This is a genomic window from Nocardia flavorosea (assembly GCF_015477805.1).
GTDB lineage: Bacteria > Actinomycetota > Actinomycetes > Mycobacteriales > Mycobacteriaceae > Nocardia > Nocardia flavorosea_A.
This window is the reverse complement of record NZ_JADLQL010000003.1, coordinates 565,957-588,033: the sequence shown is the minus strand read 5'-3', so window position 1 is coordinate 588,033 and position 22,077 is coordinate 565,957. Positions and strand designations below refer to the sequence as shown.

The window sequence follows — 22,077 nt, the reverse complement described above, 5'->3', positions numbered from 1 at the left end:
CGGCCTATCCGAACGCACCACATCCGCTATTGCAACAGACGGGGCCGACACCGCCGATACCCCGTCGACCCGCGGGCGCTGCGGGTCGGCGGTACGGCGATAAGAATGTCGGTGTGTCGACACTGCATGTTCACCGATTCGGCCCGGTCACCGGCCCGCCGCTGCTGGCCCTGCACGGTCTCACCGGCCACGGCAGGCGCTGGGCCGACCTGGCCACCCGGTTGCTGCCCGATATCCGGGTCCTCGCGCCCGACCTGCGTGGACACGGGCACTCCACCGCGTTGCCACCGTGGGATCTCGAGACGATCGTGGCGGACCTGGTGGCGTTGCTCACCGCAGAAACCGACGAGCCGGTGCTGGTGGTCGCGCATTCCTTCGGTGGTGCGTGTGCGTTGCGTCTCGCCGAACACCGGCCCGACCTGGTCCGTGGCCTGGTGCTGCTCGATCCGGCCGTCGCGCTCGACCCCGTGTGGCTGCACGAGATCGCCCTGGCCACCCTCGACTCCCCGGATTACACCGATGCCGAGGAAGCCCGACTGGACAAACTGGCCACCGGGTGGGGGGCTGCCGACCCGATCCTGCTGCAGGCCGAACTCGACGACCATCTGGTCCCGGCCCGCGACGGACGGGTCGGGTGGCGGGTGAGCCTGCCGGCGCTGATCTCGTACTGGAGTCAGCTGGCCCGCGAGCCCGCGCTGCCACCGACCGGTATGCCGACGGTTCTGGTGCGCGCCACGAAAGTCGAGCCGCCCTTTCTTCCCACACCGGTGGAGGCGGTGCTGGCCGAGCGGCTGGGCGCGAATCTCACCGTCGAGGAGTGGGACTGCGAACATATGGTCGCGCAGATTCTGCCGGAGCGGACCGCGGCGTTGATCCGCGCGGCACTCTAGGGCACCGATGGTCACCAGTGACGCGCAGATCGAACACGTCCGGGAACTGGTCGCCTCGATACCGCCGGGCCGGGTCGCCACCTACGGCGATATCGCCGCCGCGGTGGGTTTGTCGACGCCGCGCACGGTCGGCTGGATCATGCGCACCGACTCCGGCGACCTGCCCTGGCACCGAGTGCTCGGCGCTTCCGGGAAACCCGCCGCCCATCTGGCCGAACGGCAGCTGCGACGGCTCGCGGCCGAGGGCGTCCCGATCTCCGACGGCCGGGTGGACCTCCGGGTCGCGCGGCACCGGTTCTGATCCGGTGAAGTGGTCACCGAACCGGGATATCGTCCCAGACGGCGCCTAGCATGAGCGTTATGCCGAATTCCGCGCCCGCCCCGGACGTGATCGTGCTCGCCGGGGGCCGGGCCAGTCGTATGGGTGGCGTCGACAAACCAGGGCTCGTGGTGGGCGGGCGGTCCATGCTGGAAACCGCACTGGCCGCCGCGGGAGCGGGCCGTACGGTGGTGGTCGGCCCGCCGCGACCGGAACTCGCCGAATCCATTCTGCAGACCCGCGAACCCGAACCCGGATCCGGCCCGGTGGCGGCCGTCGCGGCCGGTTTGGCCGCGCTCGGTGCCGAGGTCACCGATCATGTGGTCGTTCTCGCCGCCGATATGCCGTTCCTGACTTCCGCCGTGATCGGCGAACTACTGGGGCAGTTGCCGGGTTTCGACGCCGTGTTCGCGGCCGACCGCAACGGCCGTCCGCAATACCTGATCGGTGTGTGGCGGTACGAAGCCCTCGCTGCCCGGCTACGGGAGCTCGGCTCGGTCGTCAATCAGCCGATGAAGGCATTGGTGCCGCACCGCACGAAAATGGTGGTGCTGGCCGGGGTCGACGATTGCGACACACCGGGAGATATCGACGCCGCCCGCGCAGCAGCGGCAACGAATCGGGATCCGTCGCGCCGCGTCGGCCACGGCGGGCCGCCCGGCGCCGCCGACGGTGCGGCACCCGGGTTCGGCCATGAGGCGGTCGGCACAGAAGTCCCCGAGGCATCCGGCACCGGCCCCGGCACGGCCGGGCACGACGGTAACGCCGCGGTCCACGACCGTCCGGCAGCATTCGGCGCCCGCGGCGAGGGGCCGGCCACCTCCGGCGATCCGGTGACCGGGGATATCGGATCGCCGGCTCCGGCGACCACCGCACAACCGGTCACCGGTACCCCGCAAGCCGTCGGCATAGCGGATTCCTCCGGCTCGCCGCTACCCCTGGGCCAGGCGCGCAAGGCGCTGCGTGCGGGCCTGTCCCGGCTGCCCGAACACCACCTCGAACTGAGCGCCGCCCGCGGCGCGGCGCTCGCCGCACCGATCACCGCGCTCGGCGCCCTGCCGCGATTCGATGTCTCGGCAATGGACGGTTACGCGGTCCGCGGAGACGGCCCCTGGGAGCTTCGCGCCGATATCGGTTTCGCCGGCGGACAGCGGCCGGACGGTCTGTACCCCGGCGAAGCGGTCCGGATCGCCACCGGCGCCCAGGTTCCCGAGGGCACCACGCGGGTCCTGCGCGACGAGTTCGCCCGCTACGACGGCCGGCTGCACCGGCTTCCCGATACTCCGGCGCGTTCCGATATCCGCCGCCGCGGCGAGGACCGCACGCCTGGTGATGTCATCGCGCCGGCCGGTTCCGCCGTCACCGCCGCGCTTGTTTCCGCGGCCGCCGCGGTCGAGGTCACCGCCGCGGCCGTCCGCGGCCCCGTGTGCGCCCGCATCGTCATGACCGGCGACGAGATCCGCAGTACCGGCCCGCTGCAGGCCGGCCAGATCCGGGATTCCATCGGCCCGATCCTGCCGGTTCTACTCGCCGCACAGGGCATCCACACACTCGGCCAGGTACATCTGCGCGATACCTCCCACGGTTTCGACCAGGTATTGGCCACCGCAACCGATTGTGATCTCCTCGTCGTGGTCGGCGCGACCGGCGGCGGCGCGGCCGACCAACTCCGCGGCGCCCTCGACCGCGCCGAAGCCCGAATCCTGATCCCCCGGCTCGCGATACGCCCCGGCGGTTCCACCGTGGCAGCCGAACTACCTTCGACCACAACAGTTCTGGGACTTCCGGGCAACCCGTTCGCCGCGGTCGCCACGCTGCTCGCCCTGACCCCCGCCATCGTTGCGGGCCGTACCGGCGCCCACCCACCTCGACCGCTGATCGGACCGCTGCACAATGCCGCCGGTATCGCCGGTCCGGTAACCCGCATCGTCCCCGCCCGCAGCGCCACCGACTCGGCCGGCGGCTGGATCGGCGACACCTCCGTCAGAACAGCCCATCTCGGTGGACTCGTCGACCGCGACGGTGTGGTCATCGTCCCCGCCGGCGCCCCCGACGGCATGCCGGTCGAATTCATCCCGGTCCCCCGCTGACGCTTGCCCGAATACGGAGACCATGCGCGCTGTTACGAAGCGTTCGGATATTCCACGGCGGGGCGGCGTATTTCTATTGACTATGCCGTTACGGCAGGGTTCACCCTGGAGTAGAAGGCGGCGAGTGCACGCCGGCAGATCCTGACCGAGGAGCCGACCATGTCCTGGAGTACTCGTGAACTCGCCGAACTCGCGGGCACCAGTGTGCGGACGGTGCGGCACTATCACGATGTCGGTCTCCTCGAACAACCCGAACGTGGCAGCAACGGTTACAAACGCTACGGCGTCGCGCATCTGCTGCGTGTGCTGCGCATCAAACGCCTGTCCGACCTCGGCATCCCCCTGTCGAGGATCGCCGCGATGGGCGAGAGCGAATATCCACACGAATCGCTGCTCACCCTGGACGCCGAACTGGCCGCGACCATCGAGCGCCTGCAGCGCGTCCGCATGGAACTCGCACTCATCCTCCGCCAGGGCACCCCCACCGACCTTCCGCCCGACCTGGCACCGATCGCCGCCGAGTTCACCGAGGCCGACCGCGCCTACACCGTGATCATGAACCGGGTCCTCGGCCCGACCGCCCTGAATTCGCTGCGCGAGATGCTGACCACCGGCAACGCTACCGATCCCGCCATGGACGAGTTCGACAACCTACCCGCCGACGCCGATGAACAGACCCGGGCGAAAGTGGCCGAACAGGTCGCGCCGTACGCCCGGAAACTCCAGACCACCTACCCGGACCTCACCGCGGTCCACGATTCACCGGTCGGCCCCCAACGCGCCGTCCAAGCCCTCGCGTTGGCCTTGAAAGACCTGTACAACGAGGCCCAGTTCGACGTCTTGCTCCGCGTGAACCGCATACTCACGGCCACCGATTGAACACAGCGCACACCGCCAGCCCTCACCGCAGACGGCTTCCTGCGCGGCGGCACCGGCGACCGACCGGCGACGAGATGCCTGTGCCGGGGCCTGCTTTGCAGACCCACCGAGTTCGAGAAGCGTGCGGGTTACGCTCGAAGCCGGCAGCGGCGGCGTGCGAAGACCGAACAGGTGATCGTGACGGAAGGAACGAAACATGTTGGTGTGGGTACGCAGAATCCTGGTGACCGCGGTGACGGGGACCGCGCTGGCAATCCCCGGCGGCCTCGGCTCGGCAGTCGCGCAACCGGTAGCTCCCAGCGGTATCGCCCTGAACTTCCCCGCGATCGGCGGCGTCGAAATCGGCCCGGGTGGTGTTCCCGGCGGCTCGCTTCAGCCGGTGACGGTCATCGCGGCACCGGCGGCGCACATTGCGCAGCACCCACCGGCGCCGCCGGCCGTGCAGTTCACGGTCCCCGACCCGGCCCCCTATCACTATCAGTACCCCTACCGCTATTTGTCGGTGTCGTGGCGCAACCTCGAAACCGGGAAGGTCGGCGAGGTACAGCTGCGGCACTGGCGCCTGCCCGACTACCCGATCGACGGCTACCCGTCGACGCTGCCGACCACGGCCATCGCACACACCGGCGCGGGTCCGATCGTTGCCACTGTCACCGTGCTCCGCACGCAATGGGAAGCAGCGCCACTACCCATCAGCGTGATACCCGGCCTGAACATCGTCGCGGTGTGAACCGGTCGGTCAGCGCCAGCGTTCCGGGGTGACCGGCGCTTCCCAGGCGCGGGCGTAGCGGCGTTTGTCGGAACCCGCGATCTCCTTGCTGCGGTAGACCACGTAGGGGCGGACCAGGTAGCCGACGGGGGCCGAGAACATGTGGACGAGACGAGTGTAAGGCCAGGCCGCGATCAGAACCAGGACGAACAGGCCGTGGGCTTGGAACGTCCACGGGGTGCCGACCATCAAATCCGGTTGGGGGCTCAGGGTGAACAGGCTGCGGAACCACGGGGAGACCGTTTCGCGGTAGTTGTAGGTGCCCCACAGCAGGTTGCTGCCCATGGTGTTCAGCATGCCGGTGATCAGGGCGCCGGCGAGCAGGAAGTACATGAACTTGTCGTTGGCGGTGGTCGCTTTACGGACAGCGGGGACGGTGCAGCGGCGGTAGAGCAGGATGCCGATACCGGCGATCACCATCAGGCCCGCCACCGAGCCGGCGCTCACCGACACCAGGTGGTAGACGTGTTCGCTGATGCCCATGGCGGCGGTCCAGGATCCGGGGATAAGGACACCGAGCACATGACCGAAGAACACCCCGAGCATGCCGAAATGGAACAGGGGGCTACCCATGCGCAGCAGGCGGGACTCGTAGATCTGCGAGGAGCGGGTGGTCCAGCCGAACTGGTCGTTGCGGTAGCGCCAGATATGGCCGAGCACGAACGACGTGACAGCCACGTAGGGCAGGGTCATCCACAAGAATGTGGTCACCAGGTCCTCCTCGGAACAGGGATATGTGGTCCGCCGAGGCCAGAGCGAGTGCGGAGGAGGGAACACATCACCGGAGCCCCCTCGGAGCAGGTGGCTGCGGTCCGCGGAGACCCGGGCAGCGGGACCGCATCATCGGCGGCCTTCCGATCGGTCCGGCATCGTCGGGTCGATGGCGAAGGGGTCCAGTCCGACCTCTTCCTCGGGCGGACCCTGCGCGGCGAGTTCGGCGATCTTGCGCCGGTCCGCGGTGGTCGGTGGGGCGAGAGTCGCCAGTACGGCGGCCAGCACCCCGGCATACGGCGAGCCGGCATCGGACAGCGACAGTCGCAGCAGCTCTATCACCGGAACATGTTCGCCGAGCAGGCGTTCCCCGCCGATCGGGTCGACCGTAGCGGCGAATTCCAGCAGTACCGGCAGGTGATCCGGGAGTTCGGTGTCGTCGAGTTCGACCCCGGCGTGCCGGTAGGCGTGTTTGAACCGCAGCAGCGCCATACCGCGTTTGCGGGTGTCACCGTAGGCGTAGAAGGTGAGGTGCAGGCTGGCGCGGCGGCGCATATCGAAGGTTTCGACGTAGTGCGCGGCCAGGTCGAGTTGCGGTGTGGTGCGCAGGTGGTCGCAGAACTCGGCGAGATGGGTGCGCACCGGTTCCGGTAGCTCGCCGACGGCCGCGATCACCTGGTCGAGCATGGTGATGGTGGCGGGATAGTCGAGCAGCAGAGCGGCGGTGCGCCAGACGACCCGGCGGTCCCGTTCGCTCATCGCGACCGCGGGTTCGGGCCGGCGGCGTAGTTTCAGCAGTGACATCGTCTACTCCGCTCTGCGTGCACCGGGCGAATCACCGGCCGACCTGCGAAGGTTCGGGTCGCGTAGTGCCTTCACCGTTCGCGGACGCGGCGAGCTGCCGATTCGGTTTTTCCGCGGCCACCCCGTTCGTGCTGACCGGAATCAGCCCGTCGGTGCTCTTCCCGTCCCAGTTGAGCAGGTTGATCCGGCCCGACTTCTCCTCCGGTGCCGCTTCATTCGAGTCGGTGAGCTGGAATTTCTCCACCATCTGGTCGAAGGCGGTCATCCCCGGACCGCCGTCGTTGTCCAGGCTGCAGCCGGTGGCGAGCGAGTCCAGTTCGTGCGCCTGCGCTCCGGCGCCGGTCGGGATCACATAGCGGTGCTCGTATTTCGCGATGGCGAGCAGCCGGTACATGGCCTCGATCTCCTCCGGTTCCAGCCGGACCGAGGGCGCGATGGCCGGGTCGGGTTCCTGTCCGAGGTTGACCGACCGCATGAACGCGCGCATCCCGGCGAGCCGCTGTAGCGCCGCGCGTACCGGGCCGACATCACCGGCGGTGAACAGTTCGGCCAAGTACTCGACGGGGATGCGGAGCGCGTCGATGGCGCCGAACAGGTTGGCGTGATCCTCACCGTCGTGCCCGGTATCGGTCAGCACATCCACGACCGGCGAGAGCGGCGGCACGTACCAGACCATCGGCATGGTGCGGTACTCCGGATGCAGCGGTAGCGCGATCTGGTAGTCGACGATGAGTTTGTAGACCGGGGAATCCTGCGCGGCCTGAATCCATTCCGGGGATATCCCGGCACGTTCGGCCTCGGCGACGACCCGCGGATCATGCGGGTTCAGGAACACCCCGAGCTGGCTCGGATACAGATCTTTGTCCTCGGTGACCGAGGCCGCCTCGAGCACCGCGTCGGCGTCGTAGAGCATGACGCCGATATAGCGCAGCCGGCCGACGCAGGTTTCCGAGCATACGGTCGGAATACCGACCTCCACCCGGGGATAGCAGAACGTGCATTTCTCGGCTTTGCCGGTTTTGTGGTTGAAGTAGATCTTCTTGTACGGGCAGCCGGTCATGCACTGCCGCCAGCCGCGGCATTTGTCCTGGTCCACCAGGACGATACCGTCCTCGGAGCGTTTGTAGATCGCACCGGACGGGCACGAGGCCGCGCACGACGGGTTCAGGCAGTGTTCGCAGATTCGCGGCAGGTAGAACATGAAGGTCTCTTCGAATTCGAGCTTCACCTGCTCGGAGACCCGTGCCAGCAGCGGATCCTTACCGACCTGTTCCGGCCCGGACCCCAGATCGTCGTCCCAGTTCGCACCCCAGGTGACCTTCGTATCCGCGCCGGTGATCAGCGATTTCGGCCGGGCAACCGGTGTGGTGTCGATGGCCGGGGAGGACAGCAGATTGTCGTATTCGTAGCTCCAGGGCTCGTAATAGTCCTCGATGGTCGGCAGGTCGGGGTTGGCGAAGATATTCAGCAGCCGTTTGAATCGCGACCCCGATTTCAGGGTGAGCTTGCCCCGCTTGTCGAGCGTCCAGCCGCCCTTCCACTTCTCCTGGTCTTGATATTGCCGCGGATACCCCTGGCCGGGCCGGGTTTCCACATTGTTGAACCAGACGTATTCCGTGCCACCGCGGTTGGTCCAGGCCTGTTTGCAGGTGACCGAACAGGTGTGGCAGCCGATGCATTTGTCCAGATTCATGACCATGGCCATTTGCGCCATCACACGCATAGCTGGTCCCCCTCTCCGGGAATGTGTGGATGAACCGGCTGCGCCATATCAGTACCTGACTTCCTGGCTGCGGCGGCGGATGGTGGTGACCTCGTCTCGCTGGTTACCGGTCGGGCCGTGGTAGTTCAGCGCGAAGGATTGCTGGGCGTAGCCACCGACGAGATGTGTAGGTTTGATCATGATCCGGGTGAGCGCGTTGTGGATACCACCGCGTTTACCCTTGCCTTTGAAGGTTTCACCAGGTTCCGCGATTCCCTCGATCCGCGGGACATCCACCGCACGGTCCTGCGCGTGGTACATGAACACGGTGCCCTCGGGCATCCGGTGCGAGACGATGGCGCGGGCCACCACTACACCGTTGCGGTTGATCGCTTCGATCCAGTCGTTGTCGGCAACACCGATTTTCGCCGCGTCCTTATCCGACATCCAGATGGTCTGCCCGCCACGCGACAGCGTGAGCATATGCAGGTTGTCCTGGTAGGCGGAGTGGATGGACCATTTGGAGTGCGGGGTCAGATAGCGCACGGTGATCCCGCGTTCGCTCACCTCGCCGACTCCGGGTTCGGCGAACAGCGCGGTCATATCCAGCGGCGGCCGGAAGGTCGGCAGCTGTTCGCCGAGTTCGATCATCCAGTCGTGGTCGAGGTAGAAATGCTGGCGCCCGGTGAGGGTGTGCCACGGTTTGAGCCGTTCGGTGTTGATGGTGAACGGCGAATACCGGCGACCCCCGGTTTCCGATCCCGACCATTCCGGTGAGGTGATCACCGGTACCGGACGCGCCTGGGTATCGGCGAAGGTGATCCGTTTACCCTCGTGTTCGGCGGCCAGATCGGCCAGTTCGGTGCCGGTGCGCCGTTCGAGGGCTTGGAAACCCGCCACCGCGAGCCGGCCGTTGGTGGTGCCGGACAGCGCCAGGATCGCCTCCGCGGCATGGCTGTCCTTGGCCAGCGAGGGCCGGCCCTGCGCCACCCCCGACACCACCGTCCCGTTCGCGCCTGCGAGGTATTCGACCTCGGCATCCGGATGCGTCGTGATCCCCTTGGTGGTGACGCCGAGGGTATCGACCAGCGGCCCGAGCGCGGCCATCTTCTCCGCGATCTTCGAATAATCCCGTTCGACCACCACCAGTTTCGGCATGGTCTTGCCCGGGACCGGTTCGCATTCCCCGGCCTTCCAGTCCAGCACCCGGCCGCCGGCCTGGGCCATGGCATCCGGCGAATCGTGCTGTAGCGGCACCGCGACGATATCCTTGCGCACCCCGAGATGTTTCTCGGCCAGCCAGGAGAAACCGCGAGCGATCCGGTGGAACGCCTCGAAATCGGTTTTCGCTTCCCACGGCGGCGAAATGGCCGGAGTGAAGGCGTGCACGAACGGATGCATATCCGTCGAGGACAGATCGTGTTTCTCGTACCAGGTGGCGGCCGGGAGCACGATATCGGAGAACAGCGTGGTGCTGGTCATCCGGAAATCCAGGGAGAGCAACAGATCGAGTTTTCCGGTGGCGGCTTCGTCGCGCCACACCAGCTCCTCGGGACGGACCCCGGCGGTGTCGGTGGTCTGCAGATTGGAATCGGCCCCGAGCAGGTGCCGGTGGAAGTATTCGTTGCCTTTGCCGGACGACCCCAGCAGATTGGCCCGCCAGACCGTGAGCACGCGCGGAAAGTTCTCCGGAGCGTCCGGGTCTTCGCAGGCGAAGCGCAACGCACCGGATTTCAGGCCGTCGACCACATGATCGGCCGCGGTGCGCCCGGCGGCCGCGGCTTCGTCGGCGAGGTCGAGGGGGTTGCGGTCGAAGGTCGGATAGGAGGGCATCCAGCCCAGGCGGGTGGCCAGGGCGATATTGTCCGCGGCCGTGCGTCCGGCGAACGTCCCTTTGCCGAGGGGTGAGGCGAAAGTTTCGGCGGTGAACGGGTCGTAGCGCCACTGATCGTTGGCCAGGTACCAGAACACCGTGCCCTGCATCTGCCGCGGCGGGCGCTGCCAGTCCAGGCCGAAGGCCAGCGTGGACCAACCGGTCACCGGGCGGCATTTCTCCTGACCCACATAGTGCGCCCACCCGCCGCCGTTGACGCCCTGGCATCCGGTGAGCAGGGTCAGCGTGAAGAAGGACCGGTAGATCTGGTCGGAATGGAACCAGTGGTTGGTGCCGGCGCCCATCAGGATCATCGACCGGCCACCGGAGCGGTCGGCGTTATCGGCGAATTCGCGGGCGATCCGGCGGGCCTGTACGGCCGGCACGCCGGTGATGGCCTCCTGCCAGGCCGGGGTGTAGGGCTCGGTGGCGTCGTCGTAGCCGGTGGGCCAGGTGCCGGGAAGACCCGGCCGGCCGACGCCGTACTGGGCGAGCAGCAGATCGAAGACCGTCGTCACCCGTTTACCCGCGACCATCGCCGTGGGGATGCCGCGGGTCAGAACGCCGGGCACGTCGCTGTCGAACCGGGGGAACTGTACGGCCGCAGCATCGTCGGTGCGGCCGTACAGCGTCAGGAGCGGTTCGACACCTGCCAGGTCGAGATTCCACCGGCCGGTGCCGTTCTCCCCGAACCGGTCCCCCAGCGACCCGTTCGGCACCACCGGCGCCCCATCCGAGTCCAGCAGCACGGTCCGGAACTCGGCACCTTCGTCGGTATTGCCGAGATCGGCGGCGGTCAGGAATTTGCCCGGTACCGCGACCCCGTCCGCGCCCTCGTCCACGGTGATCAAGAACGGCAGATCGGTGTACTTGCCGACGTAGTCCAGGAAGCGGGGCGTTATGCGGTCGACGAAGAATTCGCGCAGCACCACATGCCCCATTGCCATCGCCAGCGCGGCGTCGGTCCCGGGCCGGGCGGCGACCCATTCGTCGGCGAATTTGGTGTTGTCGGCGTAATCCGGCGACACCACCACGACCTTCTGACCGCGGTAGCGGGCCTCGGTCATGTAGTGGGCGTCCGGTGTGCGGGTCACCGGGACGTTCGAGCCCCACATGATGAGGTATCCGGCGTCGAACCAGTCCGCGGATTCCGGCACATCGGTCTGATCGCCGAAAACCTGTGGAGAGGCCACGGGCAGATCGGCGTACCAGTCGTAGAACGACAGCATCGACCCGCCCAGCAGGGAGATGAACCGGGCGCCGACCGCATGGCTGACCATGGACATCGCCGGAATCGGCGAAAACCCCGCGACCCGGTCCGGGCCGAACTCCTTGATGGTGTGCACATGCGCGGCGGCCGCTATCTCGGCGGCCTCCCACCATTCGGCACGGACGAATCCGCCTTTACCCCGCGCGGCCTTGTATTCACGCGACCGCTCGGGGTCGGCGACGATATCGCCCCACGCGAGCACCGGGTCTTTCAACCGCTGCTTGGCTTCCCGGTACATCTCGAGCAACGCCGACCGCACATACGGGTACCGGACCCGCGCCGGGGAATAGGTGTACCAGGAGAAGGACGCGCCGCGCGGACAGCCGCGCGGTTCGTATTCGGGTTTGTCCGACCCCACCGACGGATAGTCGGTCTGCTGCGATTCCCAGGTGATCACACCGTCTTTCACGTAGATCTTCCACGAGCAGGAACCGGTGCAGTTCACTCCATGGGTGGAGCGCACCACTTTGTCGTGCGACCAGCGGTCGCGATAGAACTCGTCGGCACCGCGCCCACCGACCCTGTGCACGGTGCGATGATCGGCCGAGACCTCGCCGCGCTGGAAGTACTTGCCCAGTCGCAGGAGCGCATCGCCCGCGGCGGCGGTTTCCGGCGCGACAGCTGAACCCGGAGTGCGTGAAGCAACCACGACGCCCCCTTTTCTGCAAGCGGTGAAATCGGGCTGACGCCTCGACTGTAAGGACGCCGCCGGACCCGGCCAAACGGCTTTCTCACAACGAAAATCGCAGGTCGGTGAGCTGTGAGGGCGTCGCAATGTGGTGGTCACTGCACGGACGCGGGCGATCCGGCGGCCGGAACAGGCCACCTGGGGAAACCGGCCGTGAGACGGCAGATCGGACGTTTCGGCGGCACCCGCCGGCCGTACCGGTGAAACTCCGGAAATGACCGCTTCTCCAGTGGTTTACATTTGTTTACATATCGCGGCGGTCACATCGAACCCGGACTGCGCCCCCGGCCGGTGCACTTCTACACAGCGGGAAGCCGCCGAGTTCGTACTCGGCTCCGCTTCGCCTACGATTGCTGCCCGATCCGACTGCCGCCGGGCAGTCGCCCGATCAGCTTCGAGGTGCACCATGGTCAGGTCCGTGCCGGTGTCGCGGGGTCGCAGAACGACAGCTCGCGTCCTGGCCGCTGTCGCGGCGATAATGCTGGCTGTCGGCACGGTGACGGCTGTGGGTACAGTATCCGGCCTCGGCCGGGCTACCGCCGCCCCGGCCGCCGCCGCCCCCGCGGTGACCGTGTATCCCGGTATGGAGGTCCGACGGACCGAGATTGCGGGCGGCAAGGTCGAGGTCAGCCGCTGCACAGTCGGGCTCACAGGCATGATCGGCACGGCACGGTACGCCGTCACCGCCGGGCACTGCTACCGCGACGGCGTCGTCACCGATAAGGACGGCAACCCGGTCGGCTGGTACGAATTCAACCGCCCCGACGAGGGACTCACCTTCGGATTCGCGCTGATCCGGCTCTACGACGGTGTCGGGGTCGCGGCCAGTATGGGCAGCTTCGGCCTGTCCTCGGTGGATATGCATCCGGAGATGAACCAGCAGGTCTGCAAACTCGGTGCGACCACCGGCTGGAGCTGCGGGACGATCACCGAAATCGCCGAGCGTTACCTCTATACGACCAACACCCTGGGCGCGGAGGGCGGCGATTCCGGCGCGGTCGTCTACCGGCAGACTTCCGACGGGCACGCCGCCTTCGTCGGCCTCCTCGTGGCTTTCGACCAGGATGCCGACCACAGCGCGGTGGTGGAGCCCGCCTCCTGGCTCTTCGATCAGATCGACCGGTACGGCCCCACCCGCGACAATCCTTTCGTCTGGTACCGGGTCTGATGCCGGTCGGCGATCAACCTCACCACACCGGGATGCACACCGATCGGATCGGCGACTCCGGTCGCCCCGGCCTGGTGCAGGCGTTCGTGAAACAGTCCGTGTGCCAGCAGGTAGGAGGCGACGAACACCCGCCCCCGGCCCTGTGCGCGCAGTTGCGCGACCACGTCCGGGACCCGCGGTGCGCCGGTGGCGACATACGCCGTGCGCACCGGTGTCGCGAGTTGCGCGGTCAGCATCGCGGCCGCGCGGCGCACATCCGCCCGGGCCCGCGGATCCGACGAGCCCGCGGCCGCGAACACCACGGCATCGCCCGGACACCAGCCGGCCGCGCCTAACCGCATGGCCATGATCCGGGCCAGGGCGGGATCCGGCCCCAACGCGGGCGTCACCGTCACCGCGCGATGGCCGCTGTCGCCGACTTCGCGCGGCACATCCTGATAGACGTGGTAGCCGGAAGCGAGGAACGCCGGAACCACCACAGCCGCAGCGGGTTCGGCGCTGTTCGGCGACTGCGCGGCGAGATCGCGCAGCACTTCCGACGGTGACGGGCCGAGAACATCGACGAACGCCGTGCGGACCGTGACGTTCGTCGCGGCCCCGCCGATGATCACGCCGAGGTCGCCGGCGCAACCGCACCCGGCGACTGCATGCGAGGCGGGAGTGATCGCGGCCCGGCGACCCCGTGCGTTCTGTCCGGTCATGTCCTGTCCGCCGGCCGCGCTGTGCGTACAGCGCGTTGCGGCGAGGGCCTGCCGGTGCCCCAGTTCCCGGCCGACCGCCTCGGCGAGCGCGGCGATCATCTCCACACCTTTACCGCTGCGGGTTCCGTGCGCTACCAGAACCAGCGCGGGAACCGGCGCCGACGATTCGGGTGCCGTCACCCGGAGACCACCGAACGCACATACCGGGTGTTGCGTACGGGTGCCGCGGGCAGCGCGGCGCTCGCGTGGTTGTCGGTGCATTCGGCCGGGTCCATGGCCAGCCGGTAACCACGCTTGACCACGGTCTGGATCGCCTTCGGCGTGCCCAGCCCCGCCCGCAGCCGCGCGATCGCGGTCTCCACCGCGTGGGTATCGTCGCCGCCCCCGGGCAAGGCAGCCAGCAGATCCTCGCGGGACACCACCCGGCCGGGATACCGCGCCAGCGAACGCATCAGTGCCATCGGAGCGGGAGCCAGTTGTTTCACCGTGCCGTCCACCACCACGCACGCACCGCGCACGCTGATGGTGTGCCCGGCGGCGTTGATCCGGCCGGCGCGGCGCGGTAGTTCCTCGGCCACATGACGAGCCAGCGCGCCCAGCCGCGCCCGGCCGGGCATCGTGACCGGAACTCCCAGTTCCTCCAGCGGGGCCGCGGTGATGGGTCCGACGCAGGCCGCCGGCACTCGGGTGCGCAGCGCGTGCAGAACACCCTCGAGCACACCGGTTTCCTTGGCCCGCATCAGCATCGAGGCCACCGCGGGCGCACTGGTGAAGGTTACGCAGTCGATGCCGGAAGTGACGATGGCTTCGATGAGACCGTCCATCGGACCGCGATCGGCGGGCGGTTCCCACCGGTACACCGGCACCGGCACCACATCGGCGCCGGCGCAGCGCAGCACCTCACAGAAATCCGGGATCGGCTCCCATTCGGTGGTTGCGCCGTGCAACTGCACCGCGATCCGTACCCCCGCCACTCCCTCGGCGAGCAGATGGTCGAGCACCTCCGCCGACGATTCGGAAGCAGGCGACCATTCCTCCCGGAGCCCGGCCGCCCGGATCGCGCCCTTCGCCTTGGGACCCCGGGCCAGCATCCGGGTGATGCCGAATGTGGCACACAGCTGTTCGGCCAGCCCCCAGCCCTCCGCCGCCTCCATCCAGCCGCGGAAACCGATCCCGGTGGTGGCGACGGTGATCTGCGGCGGGTCGGCGACCAGTTCGCGCGTCACCCGCTCGAGTTCGGTGTCGTCGGCCAGCGGAATGATCCGGATGGCCGGCGCGGATACGACCGTCGCACCCCGCCGGGTGAGCAGAGTGGCGAATTCCTCCGCGCGCCGGGCCGCCGTGAGACCGATGGTGAACCCGGCCAGCGCGGCGTTCGTATCCGGCACCGTCATGCGGGGCAACCGTTCGCGACCAGGACCAGAGGTTCGTCGGAGATCGAAACCATGCCCCCGTCCACGCGGACGGCGTACACCGGCAGCGATTCGGCCGCATCATCGAGGCACCGCCCGTCGAGCAGCGAGAATGCCTGCTTCAGCAGCGGCGACGCGACCACGGGCTCACCGCCGCGGTCACCGACGATCCCACGCGACATCACCGCCGCCCGGCCGAAGGGGTCGATATTGCCGACCGCGTACAAGGTGCCCTCGGGCAGCAGGAACAGTGCGGCCTGGCCTCCGCCGGGCAGCAGCACCGCTACGCCGCGGCCGGGGATCAAATAGTCGAGCCGGCAAGCCGAAGTCCACCCGGTGGTGGCCGGGGCAACGCCAGGGGTATCGATCACGGTCATGGTGTTCTCCTCCACACGCCTCACCTATTGGTACCGGCGCACTGTTTCCACGCGGTTAAGCCGCCATTTCCCACGCGTAGCGGCTGTTCGCGGCTACATTCCACTACCGCCTCCGGGCATCGCGGGCAGGCTGTCTCCATCCGGCCTACCCACGACACCCTCCGCGGTTACATTCCACTGCCGCCTCCCGGCATCGCGGGCAGGCTGTCTCCATCCGGCCTACCCCCGACACCCTCCGTGGTTACATTCCACTGCCGCCTCCGGGCATCGCGGGCAGGCCGAGCAGCACCGGGATTTTGCGTTCACCGCTGTCGTCGAAGGAGATCGTCGGATCCGCTTCGGCGGGTGCGTTGACGAACGATACGAACCGCGAGAGTTTCTGCTCGTCCGCGAGCACCGCAGCCCATTCGTCCCGATAGCCGGCCACATGCGATTGCATCGCCGCTTCCAGATCGGCCGCGATACCGAGACTGTCCGCGCAAACCACCTCGCGGACATATTCGATGCCCAAATCCTCCTGCCACGGCGCGGTGCGCTGCAACCGGTCCGCGGTGCGGATGTAGAACATCAGGTAGCGGTCGATATAGGCGATCAAGGTCTCGTCATCGAGATCACCGGCCAGCAGCACCGCGTGTTTCGGGGTCAGTCCGCCGTTACCGCCGACGTAGAGGTTCCAGCCGTTCTCGGTGGCGATCACGCCGACATCCTTGCCGCGGGCCTCGGCGCATTCCCGGGCACAGCCGGAGACGGCCAGTTTCAGTTTGTGCGGTGACCGCAGGCCGCGGTAGCGCTTCTCCAGCAGGACCGCCATCCCGACCGAATCCTGCTGACCGTACCGGCACCAGGTGGACCCGACGCAGCTCTTGACCGTGCGCAGCGATTTACCGTACGCATGACCGGATTCCATCCCGGCGTCCACGAGCCGCTGCCAGATGAGCGGCAACTGTTCGACGCGGGCGCCGAACAGGTCGATCCGCTGGCCACCGGTGATCTTGGTGTAGAGGCCGAACTCCTTGGCGACCTCACCGATCACGATCAACTGCTCGGGCGTGACCTCCCCGCCCGGCATCCGCGGCACCACCGAATAGGTGCCGTTCTTCTGGAGGTTGGCCAGGAAGTGGTCGTTGGTGTCCTGCAGCGCGGCCTGTTCGCCCTCCAGAATGTGCTCACTCGACGTGGAAGCCAATATCGAGGCGACCGTCGGTTTGCAGATATCGCAACCGATACCTTTGCCGTGCCGGGCGATCAGCTCGGAGAAGGTGCGGATACCGGTGGCCTGCACGATCTGGAACAGTTCGGCCCGCGACTGTTCGAAATGCTCGCACACCGCCTTGGACATCTCGACGCCGGACTGTTCGAGCACCTTCTTGATCATCGGCACACAGCCGCCGCAGGAGGTGCCGGCCTTGGTGCAGGATTTGATCGCGGGGATATCGCAGGCACCATCGGCGATGGCATCGCAGATGGTGCCCTTGCTCACATCGTTGCAGGAGCAGATCTGGGCTTCGTCGGGCAGTGCGTCGGCACCGAGTTCGGCCCCGGCCGGGGAGATCAGCGCGGCCGGTTCGGCCGGCAACGGGCGTCCGACCAGCGGGCGCAACGCCGCATACTGGGTGGCATCGCCCACCAGGATGCCGCCGAGCAGGGTCTGCGCATCATCGGAGATCACCAGCTTCGAGTAGGTGCCCCGCGCCGCATCGTGCAGCACCACCGACAGCGCGCCCTCGGTACGGCCGTGCGCGTCACCGAAGCTGGCCACGTCCACGCCCAGCAGTTTCAGCTTGGTGGACATATCGGCACCGGGGAACTCACCGGCGCCGCCGAGCAACCGGTCGGCCACGATCTCGGCGGTGGTGTAACCGGGCGCGACCAGGCCGTAACAGACACCCTCGACCGCGGCGCATTCACCGATGGCGTAGATATGCGGATCGGAGGTGGCCAGGCTCAGATCGGTGACGATACCGCCGCGCGAGCCCACCTCGAGGCCGGCGTCGCGGGCGATCTGATCGCGGGGCCGGATACCCGCGGAGAACACCAGCAGGGCGGCGTCGATCACCGTGTCGTCGGAGAGAGCGATCTTCAGCCGCCCGTCCGGGGCCGCGTCCTGGTCGCGTTCGATGCCCTGAGTGCCGACACCGGTGTGCACCTGCAACCCCAGCTCGGTGACCAATGTCTCCAGGATCGCGCCGCCGCCCTCGTCGACCTGCGCCGGCATCAGCCGGTCGTTGTACTCGATCACATGCGCAACCAGCCCGAGCATCCGTAGCGCGTTGGCTGCCTCCAGGCCGAGCAGACCACCGCCGACGACCACGCCGTGCGCCCCCGGACCCGCCGCTTCCGCCGCGGCCTTGATGCCGTCGAGGTCGTCGATGGTGCGGTAGACAAAGCATTCCGGATGCTCGTGTCCCGGCACGGGCGGCACGAACGGGTAGGAACCGGTGGCCAGCACCAGCGCGTCGTAGCCGAGCACGGCACCGGCGGCGGTGGTCACCGTCCGGGCGTCCCTGTCGATGGCCTCCGCGCGCTGCCCGAGGCGCAGATCCACCAGGTTGTCGCCGGCGTACTCGTTACCCGGTAGCGCGAGGGCGGCCGGATCCCAGTTGCCGACGTAGGAGGACAGCCCCACCCGGTCGTAGGCGGGCAACTGCTCCTCGCCGAGTACGACGACCTGCCACTGGCCGGCGGAATCCCGGGAGCGGAGCGCCTCGACGAAACGGTGCCCGACCATACCGTGCCCGGCGACGACGACTGTTCTGCGCTGTGCGTTCATGGTGTCCTCCGTGGAGATCCGGTATCAGGCCGACGACCGGGCGGACCGGGTCGCGGTGGGCGGGGTGGACGGCGAGCCGGATTCGGCCCGGCGGACCAGGGCTTCGGCGCCGGCGACGATTTCCCGGCCGGGGGCGGGAGCGGCGGGCAGGCGCAGGAACACCGCCCAGGTGACGGCGGCGCAGGCGATATAGAACGCCATGAACACCCAGAAGGCGGTGGTCGCCGACTGCGTCGAGGAGTACGACGAGCGCAGGACGAGGTTGATCCCTACCCCGCCGAGCGCGCCGATGGCGCCGACGAAACCGATGAGCGCACCGGAGGTGTTCTGTGCCCAGGCGGCGCGTTCGGCGGGCGTTGCGTCGAGACTGCGCGATTTGGCGTCGAAAACCGACGGAATGATCTTGGTGACTGCGCCGTTGCCCAGCCCGGACAGTACGAACAACGCCACGAAACCGGCGACCAGCACCGCAAGCACCGGGCCGGAGAAACCGTTCGCCGAACCGTCGGCCACCGTCGATGCCCCGGCCACCACCACGGCCGCGGCCGTCATCGCCACGAACGTGACCAGGGTGACCTTGCTCCCGCCGATCCGGTCGGCCAGCTTGCCACCGTACGGCCGGGCCAGCGAACCGAGCAGCGGCCCGAGGAAAGCGATCTGCGCGGCATGCAGAGTGGCTTGTGCCGCGGTTTCCCCGCCGGCCACGAAACTGATCTGCAGGATCTGCCCGAAGGCGAAACTGTACCCGATGAACGAACCGAAGGTACCGATGTAGAGAAACGAAACCGCCCACGACTGCGGCACTTTCAGCGCGGTGAGCATGAAGGACAGATCGGCCTTCTGATTCGGCAGATTGTCCATGAACAAGGCCGCGCCGAGCCCGGCGAGTACGACCAGCACCAGGTACACCGCGCAGATCACCGAGGCGTATTCGTTGCCGAGGGTCGCGATGATCAGCAGCCCGAACAGCTGGATCACCGGAACACCGATATTGCCGCCGCCTGCGTTCATGCCCAGGGCCCAGCCCTTGAGACGCTGCGGGTAGAAGGCATTGATATTCGTCATCGACGAGGCGAAGTTGCCGCCGCCCAGGCCGGCGAACGCCGCGACGATCAGGAAGGTCGTATACGACGTTCCCGGCTGGTTCACGAAATACAGCGTGAGCAGGGTAGGGATCAGCAATGCCACGGCGCTGAAAACCGTCCAGTTGCGACCGCCGAAACGGGCCGTCGCCACCGTGTACGGGATCCGCAGGATCGCGCCGACCAAGGTCGGTACCGCGACCAGGAAGAACTTGCCGGCCGGGTCGATACCGTAGGTTTCGGCCGGCATGAACAGCACCATGACCGACCAGATCGACCAGATCGAGAATCCGATGTGCTCGGCGGCGACCGACCAGATCAGGTTGCGCGTGGCGATCTGCTTACCGCCGGCCGCCCAGGCCGCGGTGTCCTCTGCATCCCAGCGCTCCAGCTTCGGCCGCCGGAACAACGCCTGCACGGCGCCGCGGCGGCTCTCTGTCTGCGTGTTCAAGGGGCCTCCCAACGTGGTTCGACCCCACGTTAGGAAACGGGTATTGCCGTAATGCTGCCCAAAATGACCGCCGAATCAACGGTTTCTCACGCGGTTCGCGCGGCCGGGGTGAGAAGCGATCAACCGCCCGCCGGGCCGTCCTCGAGCAGTCGCGGTTTACATGCCTGCCAGGCGCCGATCAGCAGCACCACCACCGAGGCCGCGAGCAACGCGAACGGCGCCGCCCAGCCGCCGGTCACAGTGTGCAGCATCCCGAACACCAGAGGCCCGATACAGGCCAGTGCGTAACCGACGCCCTGGGTGAATCCCGACAGCGCGGCCGACCCCGCCGGGGTACGAGTCCGCAGATTGATCAGGGTGAGGGCCATCGGGAAGGTGCTTGGACCGAGACCGAGGATGACCACCCACAGCACCGGCGCGCTCATCGGGGCGATCAGCAGGCCCGCGAACGCCACCAGGAAACAGACCGCGCAGCCCACCGCGACCGGGAACGGGTTGGTCATCCGGGCCGCCACCGTCGGCGCCGTCAAGGCCGCGATCAGGCCCATGAGCGCGAACAGGGCGACCATCGACCCGCCGAACGCGGCATCCGCGCCGGCGTCGGACAGGATCGTGGGCAGCCAGGTGAAGACCGAATAGGTGGTCAGCGACGTCATCCCGAACATGGCGGACATCCCCCAGGCCAGCGGCGAGCGCCACACCTTCGGGGCGGGCCCGGTGCTCGCGCCGGGTAGTCCGGTGGTATCTGCCACTGCCGCGCCGCGCCGATTCCACAGGACGCCCATCCAGGGCACGGCCGCGGCGAACCCGAGTAGCGCCCACACCCCCAGTGAGACCCGCCAGCCGTACGATTCGGCCAGCGGCACCGCCACCAGGGCGGGAATCACGGTTCCGATCTGCACCATGGTGATGTAGAGCGCGCTCACCGTGGCGAGCCGATCGGGGAAATAGCGTTTCACCAGTGGCGGGACGACGATATTGCCGATCCCCATACCGCCGAGGGCCAGCGCGGAGAACAGCAGCAATCCCACGGTTTCGGAGACGAGTACGCGGGCGAGCATGCCGATACCGGCGGCGGCCATCGCCGCCAGCACGGTCCATTCCAGCCCGATCCGCCGCACCAGCAGCGGGGTCAGCAACCCGGTCACCGAGAACATCAGGGTGGGGATCATCCCGAAGACGCCGACGACGGCCGTGGAGTAGCCGATATGTTCGCCGATCTCCTCGGCGAGCGGGGTGAATGCGGTGACCGCGACCCGCAGGGTGAGCGCCGACATGACGATGGCCGCCAGTACCAGCAGGCGGCCTTCGATGAGTGAGCGTCGCCGGTCCGCGGTGGGCGGGCCGGCCGGACGGGAGGTCTCGGGCAACGCTACAGTCACCGAGAAATCATAGGATGACCGTATGACCAGGACAAGGCGGTTGTGACGGGCGGTACTCTGTCAGCGTGCAAAGCGTTCGCCGCACCAGTCTCATCGCCCAAGTCACCGAGCAACTCAAAGAGGATATCCGCTCGGGACGCTGGCCGATCGGGACGCGGATACCCACCGAACCCGAACTCGCCGAGCTGACCGGAACCGGCCGCAATACGCTACGCGAGGCGGTCCAGGCACTGGTCCACGCCGGCATGCTGGAAAGACGGCAGGGGTCAGGCACCTATGTCATCGCGACCTCCGAGGTCGGCAGCACCCTCGAGAAGTACTTCGCCGAGGCCGCCGAACGCGATGTCCTGGAACTACGCCACGGCCTGGAAGCCACCGCGGCCGCCCTGGCCGCCCACCGCCGCGACGAATCCGATATCGCGAAACTGGAGCGTCTCCTGGAGGAACGCAACCGGCTGTGGCCGACCGATCGATCCGCCGCCATCGCCGCCGACGTCCAACTGCACCGGGCGATCGTGGCAGCCAGCCACAACGCGGTATACCTGGAGTTCTACGATTCCCTGCTCGGCCGGATCGAAGCCTCCACCCGCTCCCGCACCGACCGGATCGACGGCTGGTACAACGACGAGCACAGCGAACTGGTGCAGGCCATCGCCGACGGCGATGCCGAACGCGCGGCCAAGACCACCCGCTGTTTCCTCGACACCCTACTGGCCGACTACCCCCAGCGCTGACACCC

The 22,077-nt window shown here is 67.7% G+C and carries 17 protein-coding genes; 7 read left to right on the top strand and 10 right to left on the bottom strand.

The annotated features are described in order from the left end of the window. Nucleotides 1-113 precede the first annotated feature (113 nt). The 5 genes from IU448_RS17985 to IU448_RS17960 all read left to right on the top strand — a co-directional run bounded on the left by IU448_RS17985 (nucleotide 114) and on the right by IU448_RS17960 (nucleotide 4,908). Entirely contained in the window at nucleotides 114-890 is a 777-nt protein-coding gene (locus IU448_RS17985; protein ID WP_324188631.1) for an alpha/beta fold hydrolase, read from the top strand. Between the two features lie 7 nt (nucleotides 891-897). Beyond that, nucleotides 898-1,191 (top strand): MGMT family protein, encoded by a 294-nt coding sequence (locus IU448_RS17980; protein WP_195056759.1) that lies wholly within the window; start codon nucleotides 898-900, stop codon nucleotides 1,189-1,191. Between the two features lie 59 nt (nucleotides 1,192-1,250). Next, on the top strand, nucleotides 1,251-3,299 hold the full coding sequence (locus tag IU448_RS29005; protein WP_228813321.1) for an NTP transferase domain-containing protein: 2,049 nt from the start codon (nucleotides 1,251-1,253) through the stop codon (nucleotides 3,297-3,299). Between the two features lie 159 nt (nucleotides 3,300-3,458). Further along, the gene (locus tag IU448_RS17965) at nucleotides 3,459-4,178 is read left to right on the top strand and encodes a MerR family transcriptional regulator (protein ID WP_195056758.1); all 720 of its coding nucleotides are present in this window, start codon (nucleotides 3,459-3,461) and stop codon (nucleotides 4,176-4,178) included. Nucleotides 4,179-4,374: 196 nt separating this feature from the next. Beyond that, on the top strand, nucleotides 4,375-4,908 hold the full coding sequence (locus IU448_RS17960) for a hypothetical protein (protein WP_228813319.1): 534 nt from the start codon (nucleotides 4,375-4,377) through the stop codon (nucleotides 4,906-4,908). A 9-nt stretch (nucleotides 4,909-4,917) separates the two neighbouring features. Here the strand turns inward: IU448_RS17960 and narI are convergent, their stop codons facing one another. The 4 genes from narI to IU448_RS17940 all read right to left on the bottom strand — a co-directional run bounded on the left by narI (nucleotide 4,918) and on the right by IU448_RS17940 (nucleotide 11,956). After that, complete coding sequence (narI, locus tag IU448_RS17955) at nucleotides 4,918-5,658, bottom strand: respiratory nitrate reductase subunit gamma (protein WP_195056757.1); 741 nt, start codon at nucleotides 5,656-5,658, stop codon at nucleotides 4,918-4,920. Nucleotides 5,659-5,787: 129 nt separating this feature from the next. Further along, a complete protein-coding gene (narJ, locus tag IU448_RS17950) occupies nucleotides 5,788-6,462 on the bottom strand; it encodes a nitrate reductase molybdenum cofactor assembly chaperone (protein ID WP_195056756.1) in 675 nt (224 codons plus the stop codon). 31 nt (nucleotides 6,463-6,493) lie between these two features. After that, nucleotides 6,494-8,185 (bottom strand): nitrate reductase subunit beta, encoded by a 1,692-nt coding sequence (narH, locus tag IU448_RS17945; RefSeq protein ID WP_195056755.1) that lies wholly within the window; start codon nucleotides 8,183-8,185, stop codon nucleotides 6,494-6,496. A 48-nt stretch (nucleotides 8,186-8,233) separates the two neighbouring features. Next, a complete protein-coding gene (locus IU448_RS17940) occupies nucleotides 8,234-11,956 on the bottom strand; it encodes a nitrate reductase subunit alpha (protein WP_195056754.1) in 3,723 nt (1,240 codons plus the stop codon). Between the two features lie 544 nt (nucleotides 11,957-12,500). On the opposite strand from IU448_RS17940, the gene IU448_RS17935 reads away from it, so the two are divergent. Then, a complete protein-coding gene (locus IU448_RS17935; RefSeq protein ID WP_195056753.1) occupies nucleotides 12,501-13,163 on the top strand; it encodes a hypothetical protein in 663 nt (220 codons plus the stop codon). On the opposite strand, the gene IU448_RS17930 is transcribed toward IU448_RS17935, so the two are convergent. From IU448_RS17930 to IU448_RS17905, 6 genes are all read right to left on the bottom strand, one after another. After that, nucleotides 13,106-13,963 (bottom strand): sirohydrochlorin chelatase, encoded by an 858-nt coding sequence (locus IU448_RS17930; RefSeq protein ID WP_324188637.1) that lies wholly within the window; start codon nucleotides 13,961-13,963, stop codon nucleotides 13,106-13,108. The genes IU448_RS17935 and IU448_RS17930 overlap by 58 nt on opposite strands. A 77-nt stretch (nucleotides 13,964-14,040) precedes the next feature. Then, complete coding sequence (locus IU448_RS17925) at nucleotides 14,041-15,258, bottom strand: uroporphyrinogen-III synthase (RefSeq protein ID WP_195056752.1); 1,218 nt, start codon at nucleotides 15,256-15,258, stop codon at nucleotides 14,041-14,043. Beyond that, the gene (gene nirD, locus IU448_RS17920) at nucleotides 15,255-15,653 is read right to left on the bottom strand and encodes a nitrite reductase small subunit NirD (RefSeq protein WP_195056751.1); all 399 of its coding nucleotides are present in this window, start codon (nucleotides 15,651-15,653) and stop codon (nucleotides 15,255-15,257) included. The genes IU448_RS17925 and nirD overlap by 4 nt, the downstream gene beginning before the upstream one ends. Nucleotides 15,654-15,894: 241 nt before the next feature. Next, nucleotides 15,895-18,423, bottom strand: a complete 2,529-nt coding sequence (nirB, locus tag IU448_RS17915; protein ID WP_195056750.1) for a nitrite reductase large subunit NirB — start codon at nucleotides 18,421-18,423, stop codon at nucleotides 15,895-15,897. 24 nt (nucleotides 18,424-18,447) lie between these two features. Further along, entirely contained in the window at nucleotides 18,448-19,923 is a 1,476-nt protein-coding gene (locus tag IU448_RS17910; RefSeq protein WP_195056933.1) for an MFS transporter, read from the bottom strand. A gap of 152 nt (nucleotides 19,924-20,075) precedes the next feature. Further along, complete coding sequence (locus tag IU448_RS17905) at nucleotides 20,076-21,338, bottom strand: CynX/NimT family MFS transporter (RefSeq protein WP_416383017.1); 1,263 nt, start codon at nucleotides 21,336-21,338, stop codon at nucleotides 20,076-20,078. A 65-nt stretch (nucleotides 21,339-21,403) separates the two neighbouring features. Between IU448_RS17905 and IU448_RS17900 the strand changes: the two genes are divergently transcribed. Then, entirely contained in the window at nucleotides 21,404-22,072 is a 669-nt protein-coding gene (locus IU448_RS17900; protein WP_195056749.1) for a FadR/GntR family transcriptional regulator, read from the top strand. Nucleotides 22,073-22,077: the final 5 nt, after the last annotated feature.